14 protein-coding genes are annotated in these 18,481 nt (G+C 72.6%); 12 read left to right on the top strand and 2 right to left on the bottom strand.

Translation table 11 applies throughout. The features are described from left to right. Window positions 1-14: 14 nt before the first annotated feature. The 12 genes from Ani05nite_RS06790 to Ani05nite_RS06845 all read left to right on the top strand — a co-directional run bounded on the left by Ani05nite_RS06790 (window position 15) and on the right by Ani05nite_RS06845 (window position 15,501). Window positions 15-782 (top strand): ABC transporter permease, encoded by a 768-nt coding sequence (locus tag Ani05nite_RS06790; protein ID WP_203766077.1) that lies wholly within the window; start codon window positions 15-17, stop codon window positions 780-782. 203 nt (window positions 783-985) lie between these two features. Then, window positions 986-2,218, top strand: coding sequence for a sensor histidine kinase (locus tag Ani05nite_RS06795; RefSeq protein WP_239129424.1), 1,233 nt, complete (start codon window positions 986-988; stop codon window positions 2,216-2,218). Next, window positions 2,215-2,832: a response regulator gene (locus Ani05nite_RS06800; RefSeq protein ID WP_203766079.1), complete on the top strand. Its 618-nt coding sequence runs from the start codon at window positions 2,215-2,217 to the stop codon at window positions 2,830-2,832. The genes Ani05nite_RS06795 and Ani05nite_RS06800 overlap by 4 nt, the downstream gene beginning before the upstream one ends. Before the next feature lie 578 nt (window positions 2,833-3,410). Next, window positions 3,411-4,925 carry a sugar transferase gene (locus Ani05nite_RS06805; RefSeq protein WP_203766081.1) on the top strand — a complete coding sequence of 505 codons (1,515 nt, stop codon included), beginning with the start codon at window positions 3,411-3,413 and terminating at the stop codon, window positions 4,923-4,925. 71 nt (window positions 4,926-4,996) lie between these two features. Next, a complete protein-coding gene (locus Ani05nite_RS06810) occupies window positions 4,997-5,923 on the top strand; it encodes a phosphatase PAP2 family protein (protein WP_203766083.1) in 927 nt (308 codons plus the stop codon). Further along, window positions 5,920-6,861, top strand: coding sequence for a glycosyltransferase (locus Ani05nite_RS06815; RefSeq protein WP_203766085.1), 942 nt, complete (start codon window positions 5,920-5,922; stop codon window positions 6,859-6,861). The genes Ani05nite_RS06810 and Ani05nite_RS06815 overlap by 4 nt, the downstream gene beginning before the upstream one ends. A 179-nt stretch (window positions 6,862-7,040) precedes the next feature. After that, window positions 7,041-8,975 (top strand): delta-60 repeat domain-containing protein, encoded by a 1,935-nt coding sequence (locus tag Ani05nite_RS06820; RefSeq protein ID WP_203766191.1) that lies wholly within the window; start codon window positions 7,041-7,043, stop codon window positions 8,973-8,975. Between the two features lie 135 nt (window positions 8,976-9,110). Continuing rightward, window positions 9,111-10,775 carry a hypothetical protein gene (locus Ani05nite_RS06825; protein ID WP_203766087.1) on the top strand — a complete coding sequence of 555 codons (1,665 nt, stop codon included), beginning with the start codon at window positions 9,111-9,113 and terminating at the stop codon, window positions 10,773-10,775. Further along, the gene (locus Ani05nite_RS06830; RefSeq protein WP_203766089.1) at window positions 10,768-11,724 is read left to right on the top strand and encodes a glycosyltransferase family 2 protein; all 957 of its coding nucleotides are present in this window, start codon (window positions 10,768-10,770) and stop codon (window positions 11,722-11,724) included. Before Ani05nite_RS06825 ends, Ani05nite_RS06830 begins: the two co-directional genes overlap by 8 nt. 2 nt (window positions 11,725-11,726) lie before the next feature. Next, window positions 11,727-13,091 (top strand): O-antigen ligase family protein, encoded by a 1,365-nt coding sequence (locus Ani05nite_RS06835; protein ID WP_239129426.1) that lies wholly within the window; start codon window positions 11,727-11,729, stop codon window positions 13,089-13,091. Further along, a complete protein-coding gene (locus Ani05nite_RS06840; RefSeq protein WP_203766090.1) occupies window positions 13,088-14,617 on the top strand; it encodes a lipopolysaccharide biosynthesis protein in 1,530 nt (509 codons plus the stop codon). The genes Ani05nite_RS06835 and Ani05nite_RS06840 overlap by 4 nt, the downstream gene beginning before the upstream one ends. 50 nt (window positions 14,618-14,667) lie before the next feature. Further along, on the top strand, window positions 14,668-15,501 hold the full coding sequence (locus tag Ani05nite_RS06845) for a sulfotransferase domain-containing protein (protein WP_203766195.1): 834 nt from the start codon (window positions 14,668-14,670) through the stop codon (window positions 15,499-15,501). A 3-nt stretch (window positions 15,502-15,504) separates the two neighbouring features. Here Ani05nite_RS06845 and Ani05nite_RS06850 read toward each other — a convergent pair whose 3' ends face one another. Both Ani05nite_RS06850 and Ani05nite_RS06855 read right to left on the bottom strand, forming a co-directional pair. Further along, window positions 15,505-17,055: an alpha-L-arabinofuranosidase B gene (locus tag Ani05nite_RS06850; protein WP_203766091.1), complete on the bottom strand. Its 1,551-nt coding sequence runs from the start codon at window positions 17,053-17,055 to the stop codon at window positions 15,505-15,507. A 121-nt stretch (window positions 17,056-17,176) separates the two neighbouring features. Continuing rightward, on the bottom strand, window positions 17,177-18,364 hold the full coding sequence (locus Ani05nite_RS06855; protein WP_203766197.1) for a hypothetical protein: 1,188 nt from the start codon (window positions 18,362-18,364) through the stop codon (window positions 17,177-17,179). Between the last annotated feature and the right edge of the window lie 117 nt (window positions 18,365-18,481).

The following is an 18,481-nucleotide window of genomic DNA, read 5'->3' on the forward strand; positions in this document are numbered from 1 at the left end:
CCAGGAGCCCCGCGATGAGCACCGACGCCGGCACGTTCACGCCCGCGCCCGGCCGCGCGCCCATGCGGGCGATCCTGCGCAGCCAGATCCGCATGGAACTGCTCCTGACCGCCCGCCGGGGCGAGGCCGTGGTGCTCGCGATGGGCGTACCGCTGCTGGTGCTGCTGGGCGCCGGCCTGACCCGGGCCACCAACGTCCCCGGCGACGACCGCCTGGGCTTCGTGGTTCCCGGGGTGCTGGCCCTGACGGTGATGTCCACGGCCTTCACCGGCCAGGCCATCACCACCGGCTACGAGCGCGGCTACGGCGTGCTGAAGCGCCTGGGCGCGTCCCCGCTGACCCGCCCGGGCCTGTTGTTCTCCAAGACGGCGGCGATCCTCTGCCTGGTCGCGGTGCAGGTGCTGGTGCTGGCCCTGGTCGGCGTCGCGGTCGGCTGGCGGCCCGAGCTGTCGGAGCTGCTGCCGGCCATCGGGGTCACCGTGCTCGCGACCGCGGCGTACTGCGGCCTGGCCCTGCTGATCGCCAGCGTGCTGCGCCCCGAGACCACGACCGCCGCCGCCACCCTGATCTACGTGCTCATGCTCGCGGCGGGCGGCATCATGTTCGCCGCGCCCGATCTCGGTACGGCCGGGCACTTCCTGCTGCCGCTCGCGGCGCACGCCGAGGCGCTGCGCGACACCCTGACGAACGGCGCCGCCGTGCCGGCCAGCATCTGGCTCAGCCTGACCCTGTGGGCGGCCGTCGCGCTGACCGCGGCGGCCCGCAAGTTCCGCTGGGAGTAGCCCACCGGGCCGGCTCGTGAGGGTGGGGGACCGCGTGTCCGTCGGTCGGTGGACACCGGGTGACAGTCGCGCGGTCGTCCCGGGCGGGCCCCGGTCCCCGGCACGCTTGCGCCATGACAGCGATCGAGGGTTCGCCGCCGGGTTCCGGGGTCCGGCCGGATCGCCTTGGTGCTGCCGGCCCGGTGTGTGATCGGATCAGGGCTGTGCCCGAGGACGTTCCGCTGGACGAACACCAGCGACTCATGACCGCGCCGGCCGACGGGGCGGACACGGCCGTGGCCGGTCGCGAGCGGGAGCCGGCGGGGGACCGGGGCGGGAACGCCGTCGCGCGCCACTCCGCGGCCTGGACGGTCTACTTCGCCGTCGTCGTGGTCGCGGTGGCCGTGGCGGTGCTGGGCCAGACCGCGGTCCCGGCCGGGAACCGCGGCGTGGCCGTCACGGCCATCGCCCTGATCGCCGTGGCCTACGGTCTGCGCGGCCGCCGGCCGCAGGCCGGGTCGCCGTTCGTCGCCGGCATCCTGCTGATCTTCGGGGTGGGCGCGGCCGCGGTTCCGGTGACCGGCTACCTGCTCTTCGCTCTCTGCCCGATGATCTTCCTGATCCTCGAGATCCGCGCGGCGATCGTCGCGGTCGTCGCGGCCAACCTCCTGCCGCTGGCCGGCGGCCTCCACCGCGACGGCGTCGACTGGTCCTTCCTGGCCCATCAGGCCCCGGTCTCCGGCGTCACCGCGGCCGCCGGCGTCTGGCTCGGGGTCTGGATCGACCGGATCGTCGAGCAGAGCAAGGAACGCGCGGCGCTCATCGCCGAGCTGGAGAGCAGCCGGGCCGAGGTGGCCCGGCTCTCCCACGAGGCCGGGGTCGCCGCCGAGCGGGCCCGGCTGGCCGGCGAGATCCACGACACCCTCGCCCAGGGCTTCACCAGCATCGTCACCCTGCTCCAGGCGGCCGATCCGGAGCTGGCCGACGAGCGGCTCGCGCTGGCCGTGCGGACCGCCCGGGAGAACCTGGCCGAGTCGCGGGCCCTGGTCGCGGCGCTGGCGCCGGCCGCGCTGGCGTCCGGCTCGCTGCCCGACGCGGTACGCCGGCAGGTGAACCGTTTCGCCGAGGAGACCGGCCTCGCGGCGGCGTACCGGCTCAGCGGGGACACCCGGGCGCTGCCGACCGCGGTGGAGGTCGTGCTGCTGCGGGCGGCGCAGGAGGCGCTGGCCAACGTCCGGCGGCACGCGGGCGCGCACGAGGTCGCGGTGCTGCTCGCGTACGCGGCGGACAGCGTGCGGCTGGTGGTACGGGACGACGGGCGGGGGTTCGACGCCACGAGCGCTGCCGGTTTCGGGCTGCCCGGGATGCGGGCCCGCGCCGCTCAGGTGAACGGCACGCTGACCGTACGCAGTGACCCGGACACGGGCACGCTCATCGAGGTGGAGGTGCCGGCGTGATCCGGTTGATCCTGGTCGACGACCATCCCGTGGTGCGCCACGGGCTGCGCGGCATGCTGGAGGCCGAGCCGGATCTGTGCGTGGTCGGCGAGGCGTCGTCCGGCCCCGAGGGGGTGGCGCTCGCCGCCGAGCTGCGACCCGACATCGTGCTGATGGATCTGCGGATGCCCGGCGGGGACGGCGTCGAGGCGACCGCCGGCATCGTGTCCACTGTGCCCGGTGTGCGGGTGATGGTGCTGACGACGTACGAGTCGGACCGCGACATCCTGCGGGCGATCGAGGCCGGCGCGGGCGGCTATCTGCTCAAGGACGCCTCGCCGGCCGAGCTGGCGGAGGGCGTCCGGGCCGCGGCCCGCGGGGAGACCGTGCTCGCGCCCAGCGTCGCCTCCACCCTGATCCGGCAGGTGCGCAGCCCCGCCCCGCCGGCGCTGTCGGCCCGGGAGGCGCAGGTGCTGCGCCTGGTGGCGCGGGGGCTGACCAACGCCGACATCGGCCGCGAACTGTTCATCACCGAGGCCACCGTCAAGACGCATCTGCTGCGCGCCTTCGCGAAGCTGGACGTGGCCGACCGCACCGCCGCCGTCACCCGGGCGATGAGCCACGGCCTGCTCTGACTCATCGCCCGGGCGGCGCCGCTGGGAACGTTCACAGAATGGTCGAGAGATGATCATTTCTGTCCATGCTCGGTGGATCGTCGCTGTCAAGTGGGCCGATCGACGGGCGTGTCTCACATTCGGCTACTTCTGTCCGGCCCGGACGATCGAGCCGCTTCCGGCGGATATCGATGACCACGACTGCCGCTTGTACGCTCTGCGCGTCCACTGTGTTACGGTGCGATGCCGCGATGGCGCGTACCGGACAAATTACGAGCGCCAATGCGTGAAAATCGGACAATGGGCGGCGGTGTGCCGTCCCGTTCCGTCACGGTGCGTACGCCTGTTATTTTGTCCGATGTAGAGCTGACTTAACCGGCAATGCACGATGTCGGCACCGCTCCGGCATCCGAAAAAGTTGGTCGCGCCACCGTAAAGATTGCGACCCGGGGGTCGGTATTTTCCTGTCGGTCGTCTAGCGTTCACCGCCTGAGCGTCCTTGCGCTTTGTTGTTATGGGGCCAAGGGGTGGGGGGCGTCGCAAGTGGTGTGGGGGAAATTGCCGAGTGGGCGTGGGGTCTCACTGGAGGCAGGGGCGTCGTGACAACGACGGAAACAACGGCGGACAACGCCGCGACAGGACCGATTCCGACAACGTCGTACACCGGAGTCACCGAACGGGATCTCGGTGCCTCCGACGGGCGTGGCCACGCCGACCGCTGGGTGTGGGAGGCGCGCTACGTCAAGCTGCTGCTGGTCATCGACTTCGGCGCGACGCTGCTGGCCACGCTGGCCGCCTTCGTGCTGCGGTTCCGGGGCGCGCCGTACGCGGACTGGTACTTGCTGTTCTCCGCGCTCGTCCCGCCCGTCTGGGTGGGACTGCTGGCGCTGACGCACGCCTACGAACGGCGGGTGCTGTTCGTCGGCGGCGAGGAGTATCAGCGGGTGCTGCGGGCCGGGGTGCGGCTGACCATGGGCATGGCGTTGGCCTCCTATGTGGCCAACGCCGACATCGCCCGGGGCTACCTGCTGATAGCCCTGGTGCTGACCACGGTGCTCTCCCTGGCCGGCCGCTTCGTGCTGCGCAAGGTGCTGCACCGCTCGCGCCGCCGGGGGGCCTGCATGCACCGCGTGCTGGCGATCGGGCACGCCTCGGCCGTCGCGCAGATGACCAGGCAGCTGCACCGCCGCTCGCACCACGGGTTCCACGTCATCGGCGCCTGCCTGCCCGCCGGGCAGCTCACCGGCGCGGCCCGCACGCTGGACGTGCCGGTGTTCGGCGCCCTGGGCGCGGCGGCGAACTCCGCGGCCGCCGCCGGCGCCGACACCGTGATGGTGCTGTCCTGCCCCGAGCTGGACGGCCCGATGCTGCGCCGGCTCGCCTGGGAGCTCGAGCGCGACGACATCGACCTGATCGTCTCGTCCTCGCTGGTGGACACCGCCGGGGACCGGATCACCGTGCGCCCGGTCGACGGGCTGCCGATGATGCACATCGAGCATCCCCGGCTCTCCGGCGGCCGGCGCCTGATCAAGTCCATGTTCGACGTGTCGGTGGCCGCGCTGCTGCTGGTGCTGATGGCGCCGCTGTTCCTGCTGATCGCGCTGATCATCCGGCTGGACACCGGCGGCCCGGTGTTCTTCCGGCAGGTGCGGGTGGGCCGCGGCGGTGAGCCGTTCCGGATGTACAAGTTCCGGACGATGCACACCGACGCCGAGGCGCGCTTCGAGGCCATGCGCCAGCAGAACGAGCACGCCGGGGTGCTGTTCAAGATCCGCGCGGATCCGCGGGTGACCCGCTCGGGGCGCATCCTGCGCCGGTACTCGCTCGACGAGCTGCCGCAGCTGATCAACGTGCTGCTCGGCGAGATGTCGCTCGTGGGGCCGCGCCCGCCGCTGCCCAGCGAGGTCGAGCAGTACCCGCAGGACATGCGGCGCCGGCTGGTGGTCAAGCCCGGCATGACGGGCCTGTGGCAGGTGAGCGGGCGGTCCGACCTGTCCTGGGAGGACTCGATCCGGCTGGACCTGCGGTATGTGGAGAACTGGTCGCTCACCGTCGACCTGGTGATCCTCATGCGGACCGCGACGGCGGTCATGCGGGGCTCGGGGGCCTACTGAGCGGCGTGTGGGGCGCCGTTCGAAGGTGATGCAGGCATGCGGCCGGGACGCCGCAGGATGGGGACAACTCGGTGGTACTGCTGTATTTCATCGCGGCGTTCGCGGTCGTCGTGCCCGCGGTGGCCGGGCCGCTGCTCGCGTCCGGGCCGGGCCGGCGGCTGGCGCACGGCCGGCTCGCGACCAGGACCCGCGAGTCCGTCGCCGCGCTGGTGGCGATCCTCGGGCGGCCGGTGACCGCGCTGGTCTTCCTGCTCTTCTGGGCGGCCGCGACCGTCGCGGTGTTCTGGCCGGTCGGCCTCCTGGCCCACCGCCTGGAGAACGTGGTCGACTGGCCGGTGCTGCTCTGGGTGACCGACCGGCGCAGCCCCGGCTTCGAGGACTTCAACTGGTGGTACACCACGCTCGGCGACCGCGATCCGCTCAAGATCGTGGTGGTCGTGGCGGCGGTGTTCTTCGCCGCCTGCTGGCGCCGGCGGTTCTGGATCCCGCTGGTGGCGATCCTGGTCAGCTTCCCGCTGGAGCAGTACGTGCAGGCGATCCTCGCGGCCATGGTCAACCGCGGGCACCCGCCGACCGGGCTGGGCTCGTACCCGTCGGGCGGCATCGCCCGGGTCGTCATGACGTTCGGCGCGATCGCCCTGTTCACCGCCCTGACCTGGCGGATGCGGCGGCGCTGGCACGTGCTGCTGGGCACCGTCGTGCTGATCCTGGCCACGTACGAGGGCTACTCGCGGATCTACACCCAGAAGCACTGGCTCACCGACGTGATCAGCGGGCTGCTCTTCGGGCCCGCTCTGTTCCTCGGCTACGCGCTCGCGGTCGGCGTGCTGGCGGGCCGCTATCCGCGCCCCGCGCCGCCGGCCGCCGGGAGCCCGGCGGCCGGAACCTCGGCGCCCGCGGGCGCCGCCGCCCCGGGCCGGTTGCCCGGCGCCGAACCGGAACCCGCCGCCGGAGCCGCCCCGGCGACCGGCCCGGCCGTCCCGGCGTCCGCGTCGTGACCACGCTGCTCGTCGCCTCGACCGGAGGGCACCTCGCCGAACTGCACGACCTGACCCCGCGCCTGGGGGTGGGCGAGCGCCGCTGGGTGACCTTCGACAGCCCGCAGAGCCGGTCGCTGCTGGCCGACGAGGACGTCGTCTTCGTGCCCCCGGCCACCAGCCGGGACCTGGTCGGCGCGGTCAAGGACCTGGTCGCCGCGCGGAAGATGTTCCGGGCCGAGCGCTACGAGCGGGTGATCAGCACCGGGGCCAGCGTCGCGCTGGCGTTCTTCCTGCCCGCCACGCAGGCGGGGGTGCCGTGCACCTACATCGAGAGCGCGACCCGCACCCAGGGCCCGTCGCTGACCGGCCGGCTCGCCGCCCGGGTGCCGCGCACCCGGCTGTACACGCAGTATCCGGCGTGGGCGGACGACACCTGGCGGTACGGCGGGTCCATCTTCGACGCCTTCGAGGCGGAGCCGGTGGCCGAGCCGCGCCCGGTGCGCAAGGTCGTGGTCACCCTGGGCACGCACGAGCGCTACACGTTCCCGCGCCTGCTCAACCATCTCGTGACCCTGTTGCCGCCGGAATGGGATGTCCTGTGGCAAGTGGGTTCGACCGTTATCGATAGGATGCCGCCCGGCGCCCGGCAACAGGTGCCCATCACCGAGATGCGGCAGGCGCTCACGGAGGCCGACGTGGTCATCTCGCACGCCGGCGTGGGTTCCGCGCTGGCGGCGATGCAGGCCGGCAAGCGTGCGCTCTACGTGCCGCGGCGCCGGGCCTTCGGTGAGCACGTCGACGACCACCAGGTCGAGATGGCCCGCGAACTGGAGGGCAGGAAGCTGGTCGTGGCCCGCGAGGCCGAGGAGGTGGGCCTGGAGGATCTGGCGGCGGCCGCCGCGTGGTCCGTCCGGGCGAGCCCCGGGGTGGCGCCTTTCCGGCTGGCTTCGTCGTGATCGCACAGACCTTGATCGTCCTCTGTGCCCGCCGCCGTGCCGAACAGGCAGCGTCTCCATCCGGACGGTCGATAGCGTACTGACGCTCCTCCCAGCAGGCTGCGTCAATCTTTAAGTTCTCATTAGGAGGGCCCGTGTCCCTACAGCGTCGACTCCGGCCGCGGCAGGTCACCAGAATCCTGGCGTCCGCCGCGGTGCTGAGTCTGACGGTCGCCCTGACCGCCATACCGGCCTCCGCCGTGTACGTGCCGCCGAACGACCCCGCGACCCTGGTCTCGGCCAACCCGGTCGACTACACGCCGCACGCCCAGAACGGGAGCATCCGCGCCTTCGCGCAGATCGGCAACACGGTCTACGCCGGCGGATCCTTCAGCGGCATCAAGGCCGCCGGCGCCGCCAGCTTCTCGCCGGCGAACAACCTGGTGGCCTACGACGCCGGCACCGGCGCTCTGCGGACCGGCTTCGCGCCGGTGCTCGACGGCGCCGTGCAGACCCTCGCGGTCAGCCCCGACGGCAAGCTCATCGTCGGCGGCAGCTTCGGCACCGTGAACGGGGTGTCGCGCAAGAACCTCGTCGAGCTCGACCCGGCCACCGGAGCCACGGTGGCGAGCTGGGTCGGCCGCGCCGACGGCGGTGTGGTGCGCCGCGCCATCGTGCACGACAACTACCTGTACATCGCGGGCGCGTTCCACTGGATCAACGGCACCGAGCACGGCCTGCTGGCCCGGCTCAACGCCACCACCGGCGCGATCGACAACAGCTTCCAGGTCGACGCGAGCGGCGCGCGCCCGTACGCGAACAGCACCGAGCTGGTCTGGGGTCTCGCGGTCGCGCCCGACGGCGACACGGTCGTGGCGGTCGGCAACTTCCTCTCGGTCAACGGCCAGGCCCGGAACCAGGTCGTCATGATCGACACCGCGGCCACGCCCACCGTCGCGGACTGGAACACCGACCGGTACGTGGCCAGCTGCTACAGCAGCTCGTTCCCGTTCTACGCCCGCGACGTCGACTTCAACGACGACGGCAGCTACTTCGTCATCATCGCCGACGGCGGCCGCGGCGACGCGTACTGCGACGCCACCGCCCGCTGGGAGACCGCGGACCGGGGCAGCAACGTCAAGGCGACCTGGGTCGACTTCACCGGCACCGACTCGGTCACCTCCCTGGAGGTCGCCGACGGCGTGGTGTACGTCGGCGGTCACTTCCGCTGGCAGAACAACGCCAACGGCAACGACTCGCGCGGCCCGGGCGGCATCGACCGGTACGGCATCGCGGCCCTGGACCAGCAGAACGGCGTGCCGCTGAACTGGAACCCGAGCCGCTCGCCGGGCAGTCAGCTGCCGTCCGGCGGCACCAACTGGGGCCCGATCATGTGGGAGCTGTGGAAGGGCCCGAACGGGCTGTTCGCCGGCTTCGACGCCGACGGCCTCGGCAACGAGTACCACGGCCGGGAGGGCTACTTCCCGGACGCCGGCGGTCGCACCATCGGGATCCAGGACGCCCCGCAGGCCGCCTCCGGCTACCTCTACCTGGGCGCCGGTAACGGCCAGGTGACCAAGGTGTCGTACGGCGTGTCCGGGCTGGGCACACCGGCCACGGTCAGCCAGCCGCAGTTCACCTCGGCCAAGGCGGCGTTCGTGGTGTCGAACAAGCTCTACTGGGCCAAGACGGACAGCAGCGCGCCCAGCGGCAGCCTGCTCGACATCTCGATCCTCAGTGGATCGGGCTCGATCGGCGCGCCGTGGGTCGGCAACGGCTTCAACTCGTGGTTCGCGGCCGCCTCCATGACGGGCGCGTTCTACCTGCAGGGCCGGATGTACTACACGACGTCGGGCAGCAACGCGCTGTTCTACCGTTACCTGACGCCGGACGGCTACGCCATCGGCTGCACCGCCTTCACGCTGCCCACCACGGGCATCGACTGGCGTACGGTTCGGGGTATGACCTGGGTGGCTGGCAAGATCGTCTACGGCTCCACCGACGGGTCGCTGCGGACGGTCGGCTTCGACCCGGCCGCGTCGACCGCCGTCGACGGCTCCACGGCCACCGTGGTCGCGGCGCCGACCGCCGAGGCCACCTGGTCCGATCCGACGCTGTTCTTCGCCACTTCGTAACACGGATTGTCGTCGGAGTGACGACTCTGTGTTGCGTACCCTCCTCGGCCGCGCAAGGATGCCGGCCGGGGAGGGTTCGGTGACGCTCGGATGTATCGCTACACAACTGCACAAACTGTCGGGGAGAGACGACTCATGGATGTGACTGATTCCGTCGCCGCGAGCCGGCAGCGGGTCGTCGGCTTCGCGGACGTCGTACGGATTCCGCTGCGCCGGTGGCGCATCGTGCTGACCGCCACCGCGGCTGTCACGCTCGCCGTGCTCGCGTACCTCTTTTTCTTCCCGGCGACGTACCGGGCGACCACGGTCGTCGTGCTGCGTCCCGTGGTCACCGATCCGTTCACGCTGCCGTCCAGCGGCGCGGACCGGGCCATCAACATGACCGCCGAGAACGGCATCGCCCTGGGCAACGACGTCATCGACTCGACCGCCCGGATCCTCGACCGCGACCCGGAGGCGGTCCGCGAGTCGCTGACCACCGAGGTGCCCACCGGCGGGCAGGTGCTGCGGTTCCAGTACGCCGGCGACAGCGAGCGCAGCGCGATCACCGGCGCGAACACCGCCGCCGAGACCTACCTGCGGGTCCGCGAGGACATCTACAAGCAGCAGCGGGCCGCGCTGATCCTGTCCTACGACAACACCATCAAGCAGGTGACCAACCAGCGGATCGCGGTGCAGAAGGACCTGCCCAACCAGAAGTCCAGTTCGGACACCGCCTCGCCGCGCACCCAGGCGACCCTGGACCAGGTCAGCGCGCTCAACGATCAGATCGCCCAGCTGGCCAACGCCCGGGCCAAGGTGGCGTCGGCCGACCTGAGCCCGGGCTCGGTCACCGCCGCGGCCCGGGCGCCCATCCCGTCCAGCCACGACGCCGGCCCGCTCTACCTGCTCGGCGCGGTGCTGGGCGGGTTGCTGCTCGGCATGGTCACCGCGCACGCGCGGGAGGCGCTGGACCGGCGGGTCCGCTCCATCGAGCAGGCCGCCGACCTGGTCGGGATGCCCGCGCTGGGCGTCGTCCGGGCGGCCGGCCGGCACCACGACGAGGCCGCGGCCGCCGACGCCCGGTACGTCTCGCTCGCCGTGCTCAAGTGGATCGACCGGCACCCGGACCGCGCGCTGGTCGTGCTGTCCGGCCGCGACGACGAGGGCCGCACGACGGTGACCGGGAACCTGGCCGTCGCCCTGGCCGAGGCCGGGCACGACGTGACCCTGGCCGGCCCGGCGGAGAGCCACGAGGAGCTCAAGCGCGTGCTGTTCGCCGCCCAGAAGCGCACGCCGCCGCGTCCCCGCACGCTGCCGTCGCCCGGGCTGAACGGCGCGGCCTCCGCGGAGCGGCTCGGGCGCGGTGGCGCCGGCTCGTCCGTCCCCGGTGTCACCCGCGTCGCCGGCCCGACCGTCCGCGTCGCCGACGCGCCGACGCAGGTCGTGACGACCGCGGCCGACCCGGAGGCCACCGTGATCATGGAGACGCCGGTGCGCCAGGCGCCCGTCATCACCCCGGCCCCCGCGGCCGGGCACCCGGCCGAGGCGGACAGCCGCCTGCTGAACGTGCTGGTCGGCGGCGGCGTGGTCCGGCTCTGCGCGCTGGGCGAGGAGCCCGACACCGGCGTGGTCGTCGTCGACGCCCCGCCCTCCGACACCGACGAGCGCGGCGTGCGGGCCGCCCAGTCCGGCGTCGCGGTGCTGGTCGTGGCCCGCGACCGGACCCGCAACGCCGAGCTGTCCCGGCTGGTCGACCGGCTGCGCTCGGCCGGCGCGCAGACGGTCGGCTTCGTGCTCACCGGAGGCCGCAGTGCCTGACACCACCGTGCCCGACACCGCAGGGGGAGACACCGTGCCGCAGACGTACCCGGAGATCAGCGTCGTGGTCGCCACCCGGGACCGGCCCGGGTTGCTGGAACGCGCCGTCGCGAGCATCCTCGGCCAGGACTACCCGGGCCGGATCGAGTGCATCGTGGTCTACGACCACGTCGACGTGCGCGAGCTGGACGTGCCGGCCGGCCCCGACCGCTCCCTCAAGCTGATCGCCAACACCCACCGGCAGGGCCTGCCCGGCGGGCGCAACAGCGGCGTGGAGGCGGCCACCGGCGAGCTGCTGGCGTTCTGCGACGACGACGACATCTGGCTGCCGACCAAGCTCAGCCGCCAGGCCGAGCGGCTGGCCGACCCGGCGATCGGGGCGGTGAGCTGCGGGCTGCGGCTGCGCGGCCCCGGCATCGACAAGGAACGGGTGCTGGACCGCGACCTGGTCGTGCTGGACGAGCTGCTCGCCGACCGGGTGATGGAGGTGCACTCCAGCACGATGCTCGTGCGCCGCTCGACGTGGGCGGCGGCCGGCGAGGTGGACGAGGACATCCCGGGCGGCTACAGCGAGGACTACGAGTGGCTGCTGCGGGTGTCGGCGCACACGCCGATCGCGGTGGTCCGGGAGGCCCTGGTCGTCGTGGACTGGCACGGCGGCTCGTTCTACTTCGGCCGCTGGGCCACCATCGTCGAGGCCCAGCGCTACCTGATCGACAAGCATCCCGAGCTGGCCCGCAGCCGCGCCGGGATGGCCCGGCTGCGGGGTCAGATCGCGTTCGCCCTGGCCTCGGGCCACCGGCGCACCGAGGCGGTCAAGGAGCTCGCCGCCGTGGTCCGGCTGAACCCGCGGGAGAAGCGGGTGCTGGTCACCGTGCCAGTGATCCTCGGGCTGATGACCGGTGAGCGGGTGCTGCGCATGGCGCAGAAGCGCGGCAAGGGGATCTGAGCGTGGTCCGGACGACCGTGCGTGGCCGGCGGGGGGCGCGCGCGACCGCGCCCGCCCGGGCCCGCGCGGTCGCCCTGGTCGAGCCGGGCGTGCTCGAGCCCGGGGTGTGGGCGGTGCGCCAGGCCCAGCTGCCGGTGTGGCCGATCGTGGGCATGTTCGGGCTGCTGCCGATCTGGTGGGGGCTCGGGGTCTTCTACCTGGCCTGGCCGATCTTCGGCGTGGTGCTGCTGGCCCTGCTGACCCTGCGCGGCAACGTGCGGCTGCCCACCGGCACCGTGCTGTGGCTGATTTTCCTGGGCATCGTCACGGTCAGCGCCACCCGGCTCGACCGGGTCACCGCCCTGTTCGTCTTCGGCCTGCGGCTGGGTCACCTGCTGACCGGCCTGCTGGTCGGGATCTACGTGTACAACCTGATCCGCGACGGCGTGCCGTGGACCAGGGTGGCCAACCCGCTGGCGGTCTTCTGGCTCGCCATGGTGGCGCTGGGCTGGCTCGGCGTGCTGGCGCCCACGTTCAGCTTCCCGAGCCCCTTCGAGCTGATCCTGCCGCACGGGGTGCAGGCGGAGCGCTACATCATCGACGTGACCCACCTGGACTCCACCGAGTTCAACAAGTTCAGCCGCAACCCGATCTACCGGCCGGCGGCGCCGTACCCCTACACCAACAACTGGGGCACGGCCTACAGCTTCCTGGTGCCGTTCGTGCTCGCGTACCTGATGTCGGTGCGCCGCGGCCCGATGCGGGTCGTCCTGCTGGTGTCGCTGCCGCTGTCGCTGGTCCCGGCGTTCCTGACGCTGAACCGCGGCATGTTCATCGGCCTGGGCGCGGGGGTCGCTTACCTGCTCTTCCGGGAGGTGCTCCGCGGCCGGGTGCGGTTGTTGCTGCCGGTCGTCGGGTTCATGCTGCTGGGCTGGATCGTCACCCTGTTCATCCCGGTCTTCGACCTGATCACCCACCGGACGTCCAGCACCGACACCACCTCGGACCGGTTCGACCTGTACGTGCAGACCTGGGCGGCGGTGGTGCGCTCGCCGCTGCTCGGCTTCGGCCAGCCCAACTCGGTCGACACCACGCACGCGTCCGAGCCGCTGGGCACCCAGGGAATGATCTGGCAGCTGCTCTACAGCCACGGCATCCCGGCCACGATCTGCTTCTACCTGCTGCTGCTGGTGATCGCGCGGCGGCTGGCGGCGGCCGTGACCCCCGCCGGGCTGTGGTTCAGCGCGCTGCCGGTGATCGCGGCGATCGTCACGCCGTTCTACTCCTACATCGACCCCAACATGTCGGTGCTGTTCTTCGCCCTCGGCCTCGGGCTGGCGGCCGTGGACGGCCCGGTCAACCGCAGCCGGAAGGAAGAGCTGACATGACGGCGGTCGCCGCGCCGGGCCCGGCCGACACCGAGGTACGCCGCAGCACGCGCAGCGGAGCCATCGGCCTGGTCGGCGCGGCGGTCAACGGCGCGTTCGGTTTCGTGCTCACCACCGTCATCGTCCGCGCGTTCGGCGCGGACGGCTCGGGTGCGCTGTTCAGCGTCATCGGGCTGGTCACCATCGCCGGGGCGGTCTGCTGCTTCGGCGCGGACACCGGCCTGATGTGGGCGATACCGCGGCGCCGGCTCGGCCCGGGCGGCGACGCGGCCCGGCTGCTGCCGCTCGCGGTGCTGCCCACGTTCGGCCTCGCGCTGCTGGTCGCCGGGGCCGGGCTGCTGGCGGCCGGCCCGATCGCGCGGGCGCTGCTGGACGATCCGGACGGCGCGGCGCTGATCCGCCTCGCCGCCGCCGGCGTCCCGCTGGTGGTGGCCACGACCGTGCTGCTCGCGGCGGTGCGGGCGACCCGGTCGGTGTCCGCGTACGTGGGCGTGCAGTTCCTGCTCGTGCCGATCGCCCGGCCGGTGCTGATGATCGCCGCGGTGCTGGCCGGGGGTGGGGTGCTGCTCGGCTTCGGCGGCTGGCTGCTGCCGCTGGCCGCCGCCCTGGTGCTGGCCCTGCTGCTGGTGGTGCGTCCGCTGGGCCTGGGCTCGGGGGCGAGCCTGCGGTCCGGCCGGGCCGACTGGCGCACGTTCTGGGGCTTCGCGCTGCCCCGGGCCGCCTCGGTGGCCATCGACGCCAGCAGCATGTGGGTCGGTGTCCTGCTCACCGGCGCCCTGGCCACCCAGGCCGAGGCCGGGGTCTTCGCCGCCGTCGGCCGGTACGCCCTGGCCGGCCTGCTCATCATGCAGGGCCTGCGGGTGGCCGTGGCCCCGCAACTGTCCCGCCTGCTCGGGGCGGACCGGCGCGCCGACGCGGCGCGGGTCTACCGGCGGACCACCCTGTGGATCGTCCTGCTGTCCTGGCCCGCGTACCTGATCCTGGCCGTGTTCGCGCCGGCCTTCCTGGAGCTGTTCGGCCGCGAGTTCCGCTCCGGGGCCACCCCGATGGCCGTGCTGGCCGTCGCGATGCTGGTGAACGTCGGCGTCGGCCTGGTGCAGACCGTGCTGCTGATGAGCGGCAACAGCCGGGGGCATCTGCTCGCCACCGTCGCCGGGCTGCTGCTCAACGTGGTGGCGTGCCTGGTGCTGATCCCGCGGCACGGCGCCCTGGGCGCGGCCGTCGCCTGGTCGCTGGGCATCGTCTGCGAGAACGTGCTGGCCGCGGTCCTGGCCCGGCGGGCGCTGGGCGAGCGGCTGTTCGGCCGTACCCTCGTGCTCTCGGCCGGGGCGGCCGTGGCCGCGACCGGCGCCGCCGCCGGGACCGGGGTCCTGCTCGCCGGCCGGGGCCTGCCCGGCCTGGCCGTCACGCTCGGCCTGCTGGCCGCCGCCGGCCTGGCCGCCCTGGCCGACCGCCGCGTCCGTGCGGCGCTGAAGACCATCCGGACGCAGCTCCGGCCGGCACCGACTCAGGAGGTCCCCTCGTGACCGTGAAGGACCGGATCAAGAACGTCGCGCCGCGCGGCGCCAAGGAGCAGATGCGGGAGCTGCTGGTCCGCTACGGCGAACGCACCAGCGACCAGCGGCCGCTGCCCGACTTCCTGGTGATCGGCACCAAGCGGGGCGGGACCACGTCGCTGTGGCGCTACCTGATCCAGCATCCGCTGGTGCCGCGGCTGTTCCCGGCGTGGAACACCAAGACCTCGCACTACTTCGAGGAGAACTGGCCGCGGGGCGAGGCGTGGTACCGCTCGCACTTCCCGACGGTACGGCAGCGGGCGGCGCTGGAACGCAAGCACGGCGCGCCGCCGAAGGTGGGCGAGGCCGCGCCGCTCTACATGTTCCATCCGCTGGTGGCCTCGCGGGTCGCGGAGCTGATGCCCCGGGCCCGGATGATCGTGCTGCTGCGCGACCCGGTGGAACGGGCGTACTCGCACTGGAAGGAGCGGCGCACCGAGGGGGTGGAGCCGCTCGACTTCGCGGCGGCGCTGGCGGCCGAGGAGTCCCGGACGGCGGGGGAGCGGGACAAGCTGCTCGCCGACCCGAACTACTTCAGCGAGGCCTACGACTGGTACTCGTACCGGGCGCGGGGTCGCTATCTGCAGCACCTGACGCCCTGGCTGGACCACTTCGACCGGGAGCAGTTGCTGTTCCTGGCCAGCGAGACGCTGTACCGGGAGCCGGCGGCCACGTACGCGCGGATCCTCGACTTCATCGGGCTGCCGCCGTACGAGCTGGGCGCCTACGACGTGTTCAACGACCGGCCCAGCAAGGGCATGGACGACGAGGTCCGCGCCGAGCTGACGGAGTACTACCGCCCGCACAACGCGGCCCTCGCCGACCGTCTCGGGATGACCTTCGACTGGAAGTGACCGTTACGGCGTCCAGGGGGTGCTGACCACCCAGCTCACGTCGTCGGCCCAGGAGGCCGCGGCGTCGAAGGTGTTGGCGCCGCCGTTGCTGGCGATGTAGACCTCGTTGGCGTAGTGCCGGATGTAGCGGCTGGGGTAGTTGGCCGAGGCGAGCGAGGTGCCCTGGCCGTTCTGGCCGGCCTGCGGGCAGAACGTCGCGTCGGAGGCGAACAGCGCGCTGCCGTCGTTGGCGTGCAGGTAGAGCCGGTAGTTCTGGTGCCGCAGGAAGCTGCCGGAGGTGTTGCGGGACTCGAACGACACGCAGGAGCTGTTGGCCAAGCCGTTGCGCACGATCCAGGAGGCGTTGGCCTTGTCGGCGGCGGCGCTGGCCGAGCTGACCACCGAGGTCACCACGCTGCTGCCCGAGTGGCTGATATACCGGGTGGTGCAGCAGGCCGTGGTGGCGCGCAGGGAGACCGTCGATCCGGGCGTCAGCGTGCCGCCGGTGGACGATCCGGAGGTGCGGTAGCCGGCCGCCACGACGCTCGCCTGGACCGCGTTCTCGGTGGCGTCGGACGGGTAGCCGGAGGTCATCACGCCCTCGTAGAAGGTGCCGGCCGCGCCGATGCTGTTGTCGCCGCCGATGCCGAGGATGATGGCGCCCTCCTTCTTCATCGGGTTGTAGCCGGCGACGTTGGGCCGTACCCCGTTGTAGAAGGTGGACAGACCGCCGGACTGGGCGTTGCCGCCGCGGATGGCCCAGTGGTTGGGCTCGCCCTTGATCACGGCGTGCAGGAACCGGTGGCTGATGCTCGGGTCGCCCGCGTTGTAGCGCTGGTTGACCCCGGAGAACAGCCCGTTCTCGAGGTCCGCCATGATCCACGGACCGTTGCCGGCGCCGTAGCCCCAGACCTTGATGTTGCCGAAGTAGATGGCCTCCATGGTGCCGTTGCCGTTGTCGCGGCTGTTGGTCTCGGCGTTGCCGTAGTCGAAGCAGCAGCCGCCGTTGTAGTGCGTGCCGTCGAGGATGGCGTACATGCCCTCGGGCTGGTCGCCCCGGGCGATGCCGTTGGTGCTGTTGTCGCGGTATCCGGTGCCGGGGGACACGAAGACGCCGTACGCCTTGCTGCCGCCCACGGTGACCGGCGCCGCGGTCGCGTTGGCCAGGTTGTCGTATCCGCCCGCCGCGGGGCCGGAGAAGCCGCCGGGGGGCGCCTGGGTGAGGTGGTTCCCGCGGCCGGACTGGTCGTAGATGACGGTGATGACGCAGCTCGTGCCGGCGCAGAAGGAGTCCTGCGCGGCGGCGTTGGCGACGCCGCCCGCGGCCAGGACGCCGATGTCGCGGGTGGCGTTGTCCGACGAGCGCCGGACCTGGTAGAGCGAGCCGTTGTACGCGCCGTACAGGGCCCGGGTGGTGCTGTGGGCGGCGACGCAGGGAGTGCCGCCGGAGGCGTAGATGTCGCAGGACTGCGAGACCGCCGCCCGGGCCGGGCCGGCGTTCGCGAGCATGCCCGTGACCAGCATGCCCGCGGCGGCGACCGCGAGCGCGGCCGCGTTTCGGAACCGTGATGCCATGTCGACCTCTTCGGGGGTGAGTTGATCGAAGTACGTCCATGCATCCAGGATGTGACCGGTAACATAACGCGGCCGTTACAAACACGCAACGGGCAATTTTCGCGGCGCCGGGCGCGGGCCGTCAGGGCAGGCGTTCTTCCAGGACGTCGAGCAGCGCGGGGTGCAGCTTCGGGTTCCAGCCCGCGCCCCCGCCCGACAACTCGTACGTCCGCAGCCACAGCTCCACCAGATAGGCGTCCGCGACGAACCGCTGCCGCACCGGGTCGCCGAGACCCAGCGCCGGACCGTGCCGCCGCAGCGCCTCGTCCACGGCCGTCGCGCACTCGGCCGCCGGCCGCCCGCGCGTCGAGAGCGCCGTCTGGAACGCCTGATGCGCCAGGTCGAAGCCGACGGGCACGCCGGGCGCCCGGTTCTCCCAGTCCCAGACGAGCAACCCGCCCCGATGCCGGGCCATGTTCCACGGCACCCAGTCGCCGTGCCAGTTGCCGAACTCCAGCGTCAGCCCGCCGTCCAGCTTGTCGATGACGGTGTGGATGCGCGGGTCGGCGCCCGCGGCGCGCGCCCGCCAGCCGGCCAGCAGCGCGGTCGCCGGCTGGGCGGTGGTGGCGCTCGCGCCCCACCGGGCCACCGCCAGCATCGCCGCCACCCGCGGGGAGTCCGGCCGGCTGATCCGGCGCACCCGGCGCGGCATCGGCTCGATGACCGCGATCTCCCGGCCGTGCCACTGCGTGTGCAGCATTAGCCGCGGCGCGGGCGGGAAGCCGCCGCCGGTGGGCAGCTCCGCGAGGGTGGCCGCCTCCGCGCGCACCATCGCGCGGGTGCCGTCGTTCCAGCCGATCTTCGCGTAGCCGCGCGGGCGGCCGTGGGCGTCGAAGAGCTGGAGGGTGGGCTTGTGGTGCGGGTCGGGCGGCCGGATGCCGATCGCCGCGTGCAGCTCCGGCCGGCCGAGCCGGTCGGCCAGGAACGCCGACAGCAGCAACTCGCGCTCGGGGACGTGCACGGACAGGATCGGCGCCCGGGTGAGACCGAGGGCGCCGACCCGGGCGAGCAGGCCGACGGCGGCGCGCCCGGCCCGGACCTTGGGCGGCCGCAGGGCGTTGTACGCCAACAGGGACGCCGCGGTGACCTTGCGCGAGGCCAGCGGGAGCAGGAAGCGGGCGTGCTCCAGGGACGGGATGACCGCGTACCGCACGGTGGCGTCCGGGTCGTCGCCGACGGTGACCCGCACCCGGGGGTCGCCGAAGATCGCCCGGGTGACCCAGCCCAGCCCGTCCTGCCGGCTGCGGGGATCGGTGTCCGCGCCCACCAGCGGATCGGACGGGGTCCGCTGACCCGGGACGGAGGAGGTCCGCGTCGACTCGTTCAGCACGGCCTCGACGATAGTGACCGCGGTGCACAGCGGACAGGGCCCCGAGGTCACATTCGG

The sequence above is a fragment of the Actinoplanes nipponensis genome (genome assembly GCF_016862275.1).
Classification (GTDB): domain Bacteria; phylum Actinomycetota; class Actinomycetes; order Mycobacteriales; family Micromonosporaceae; genus Actinoplanes; species Actinoplanes nipponensis.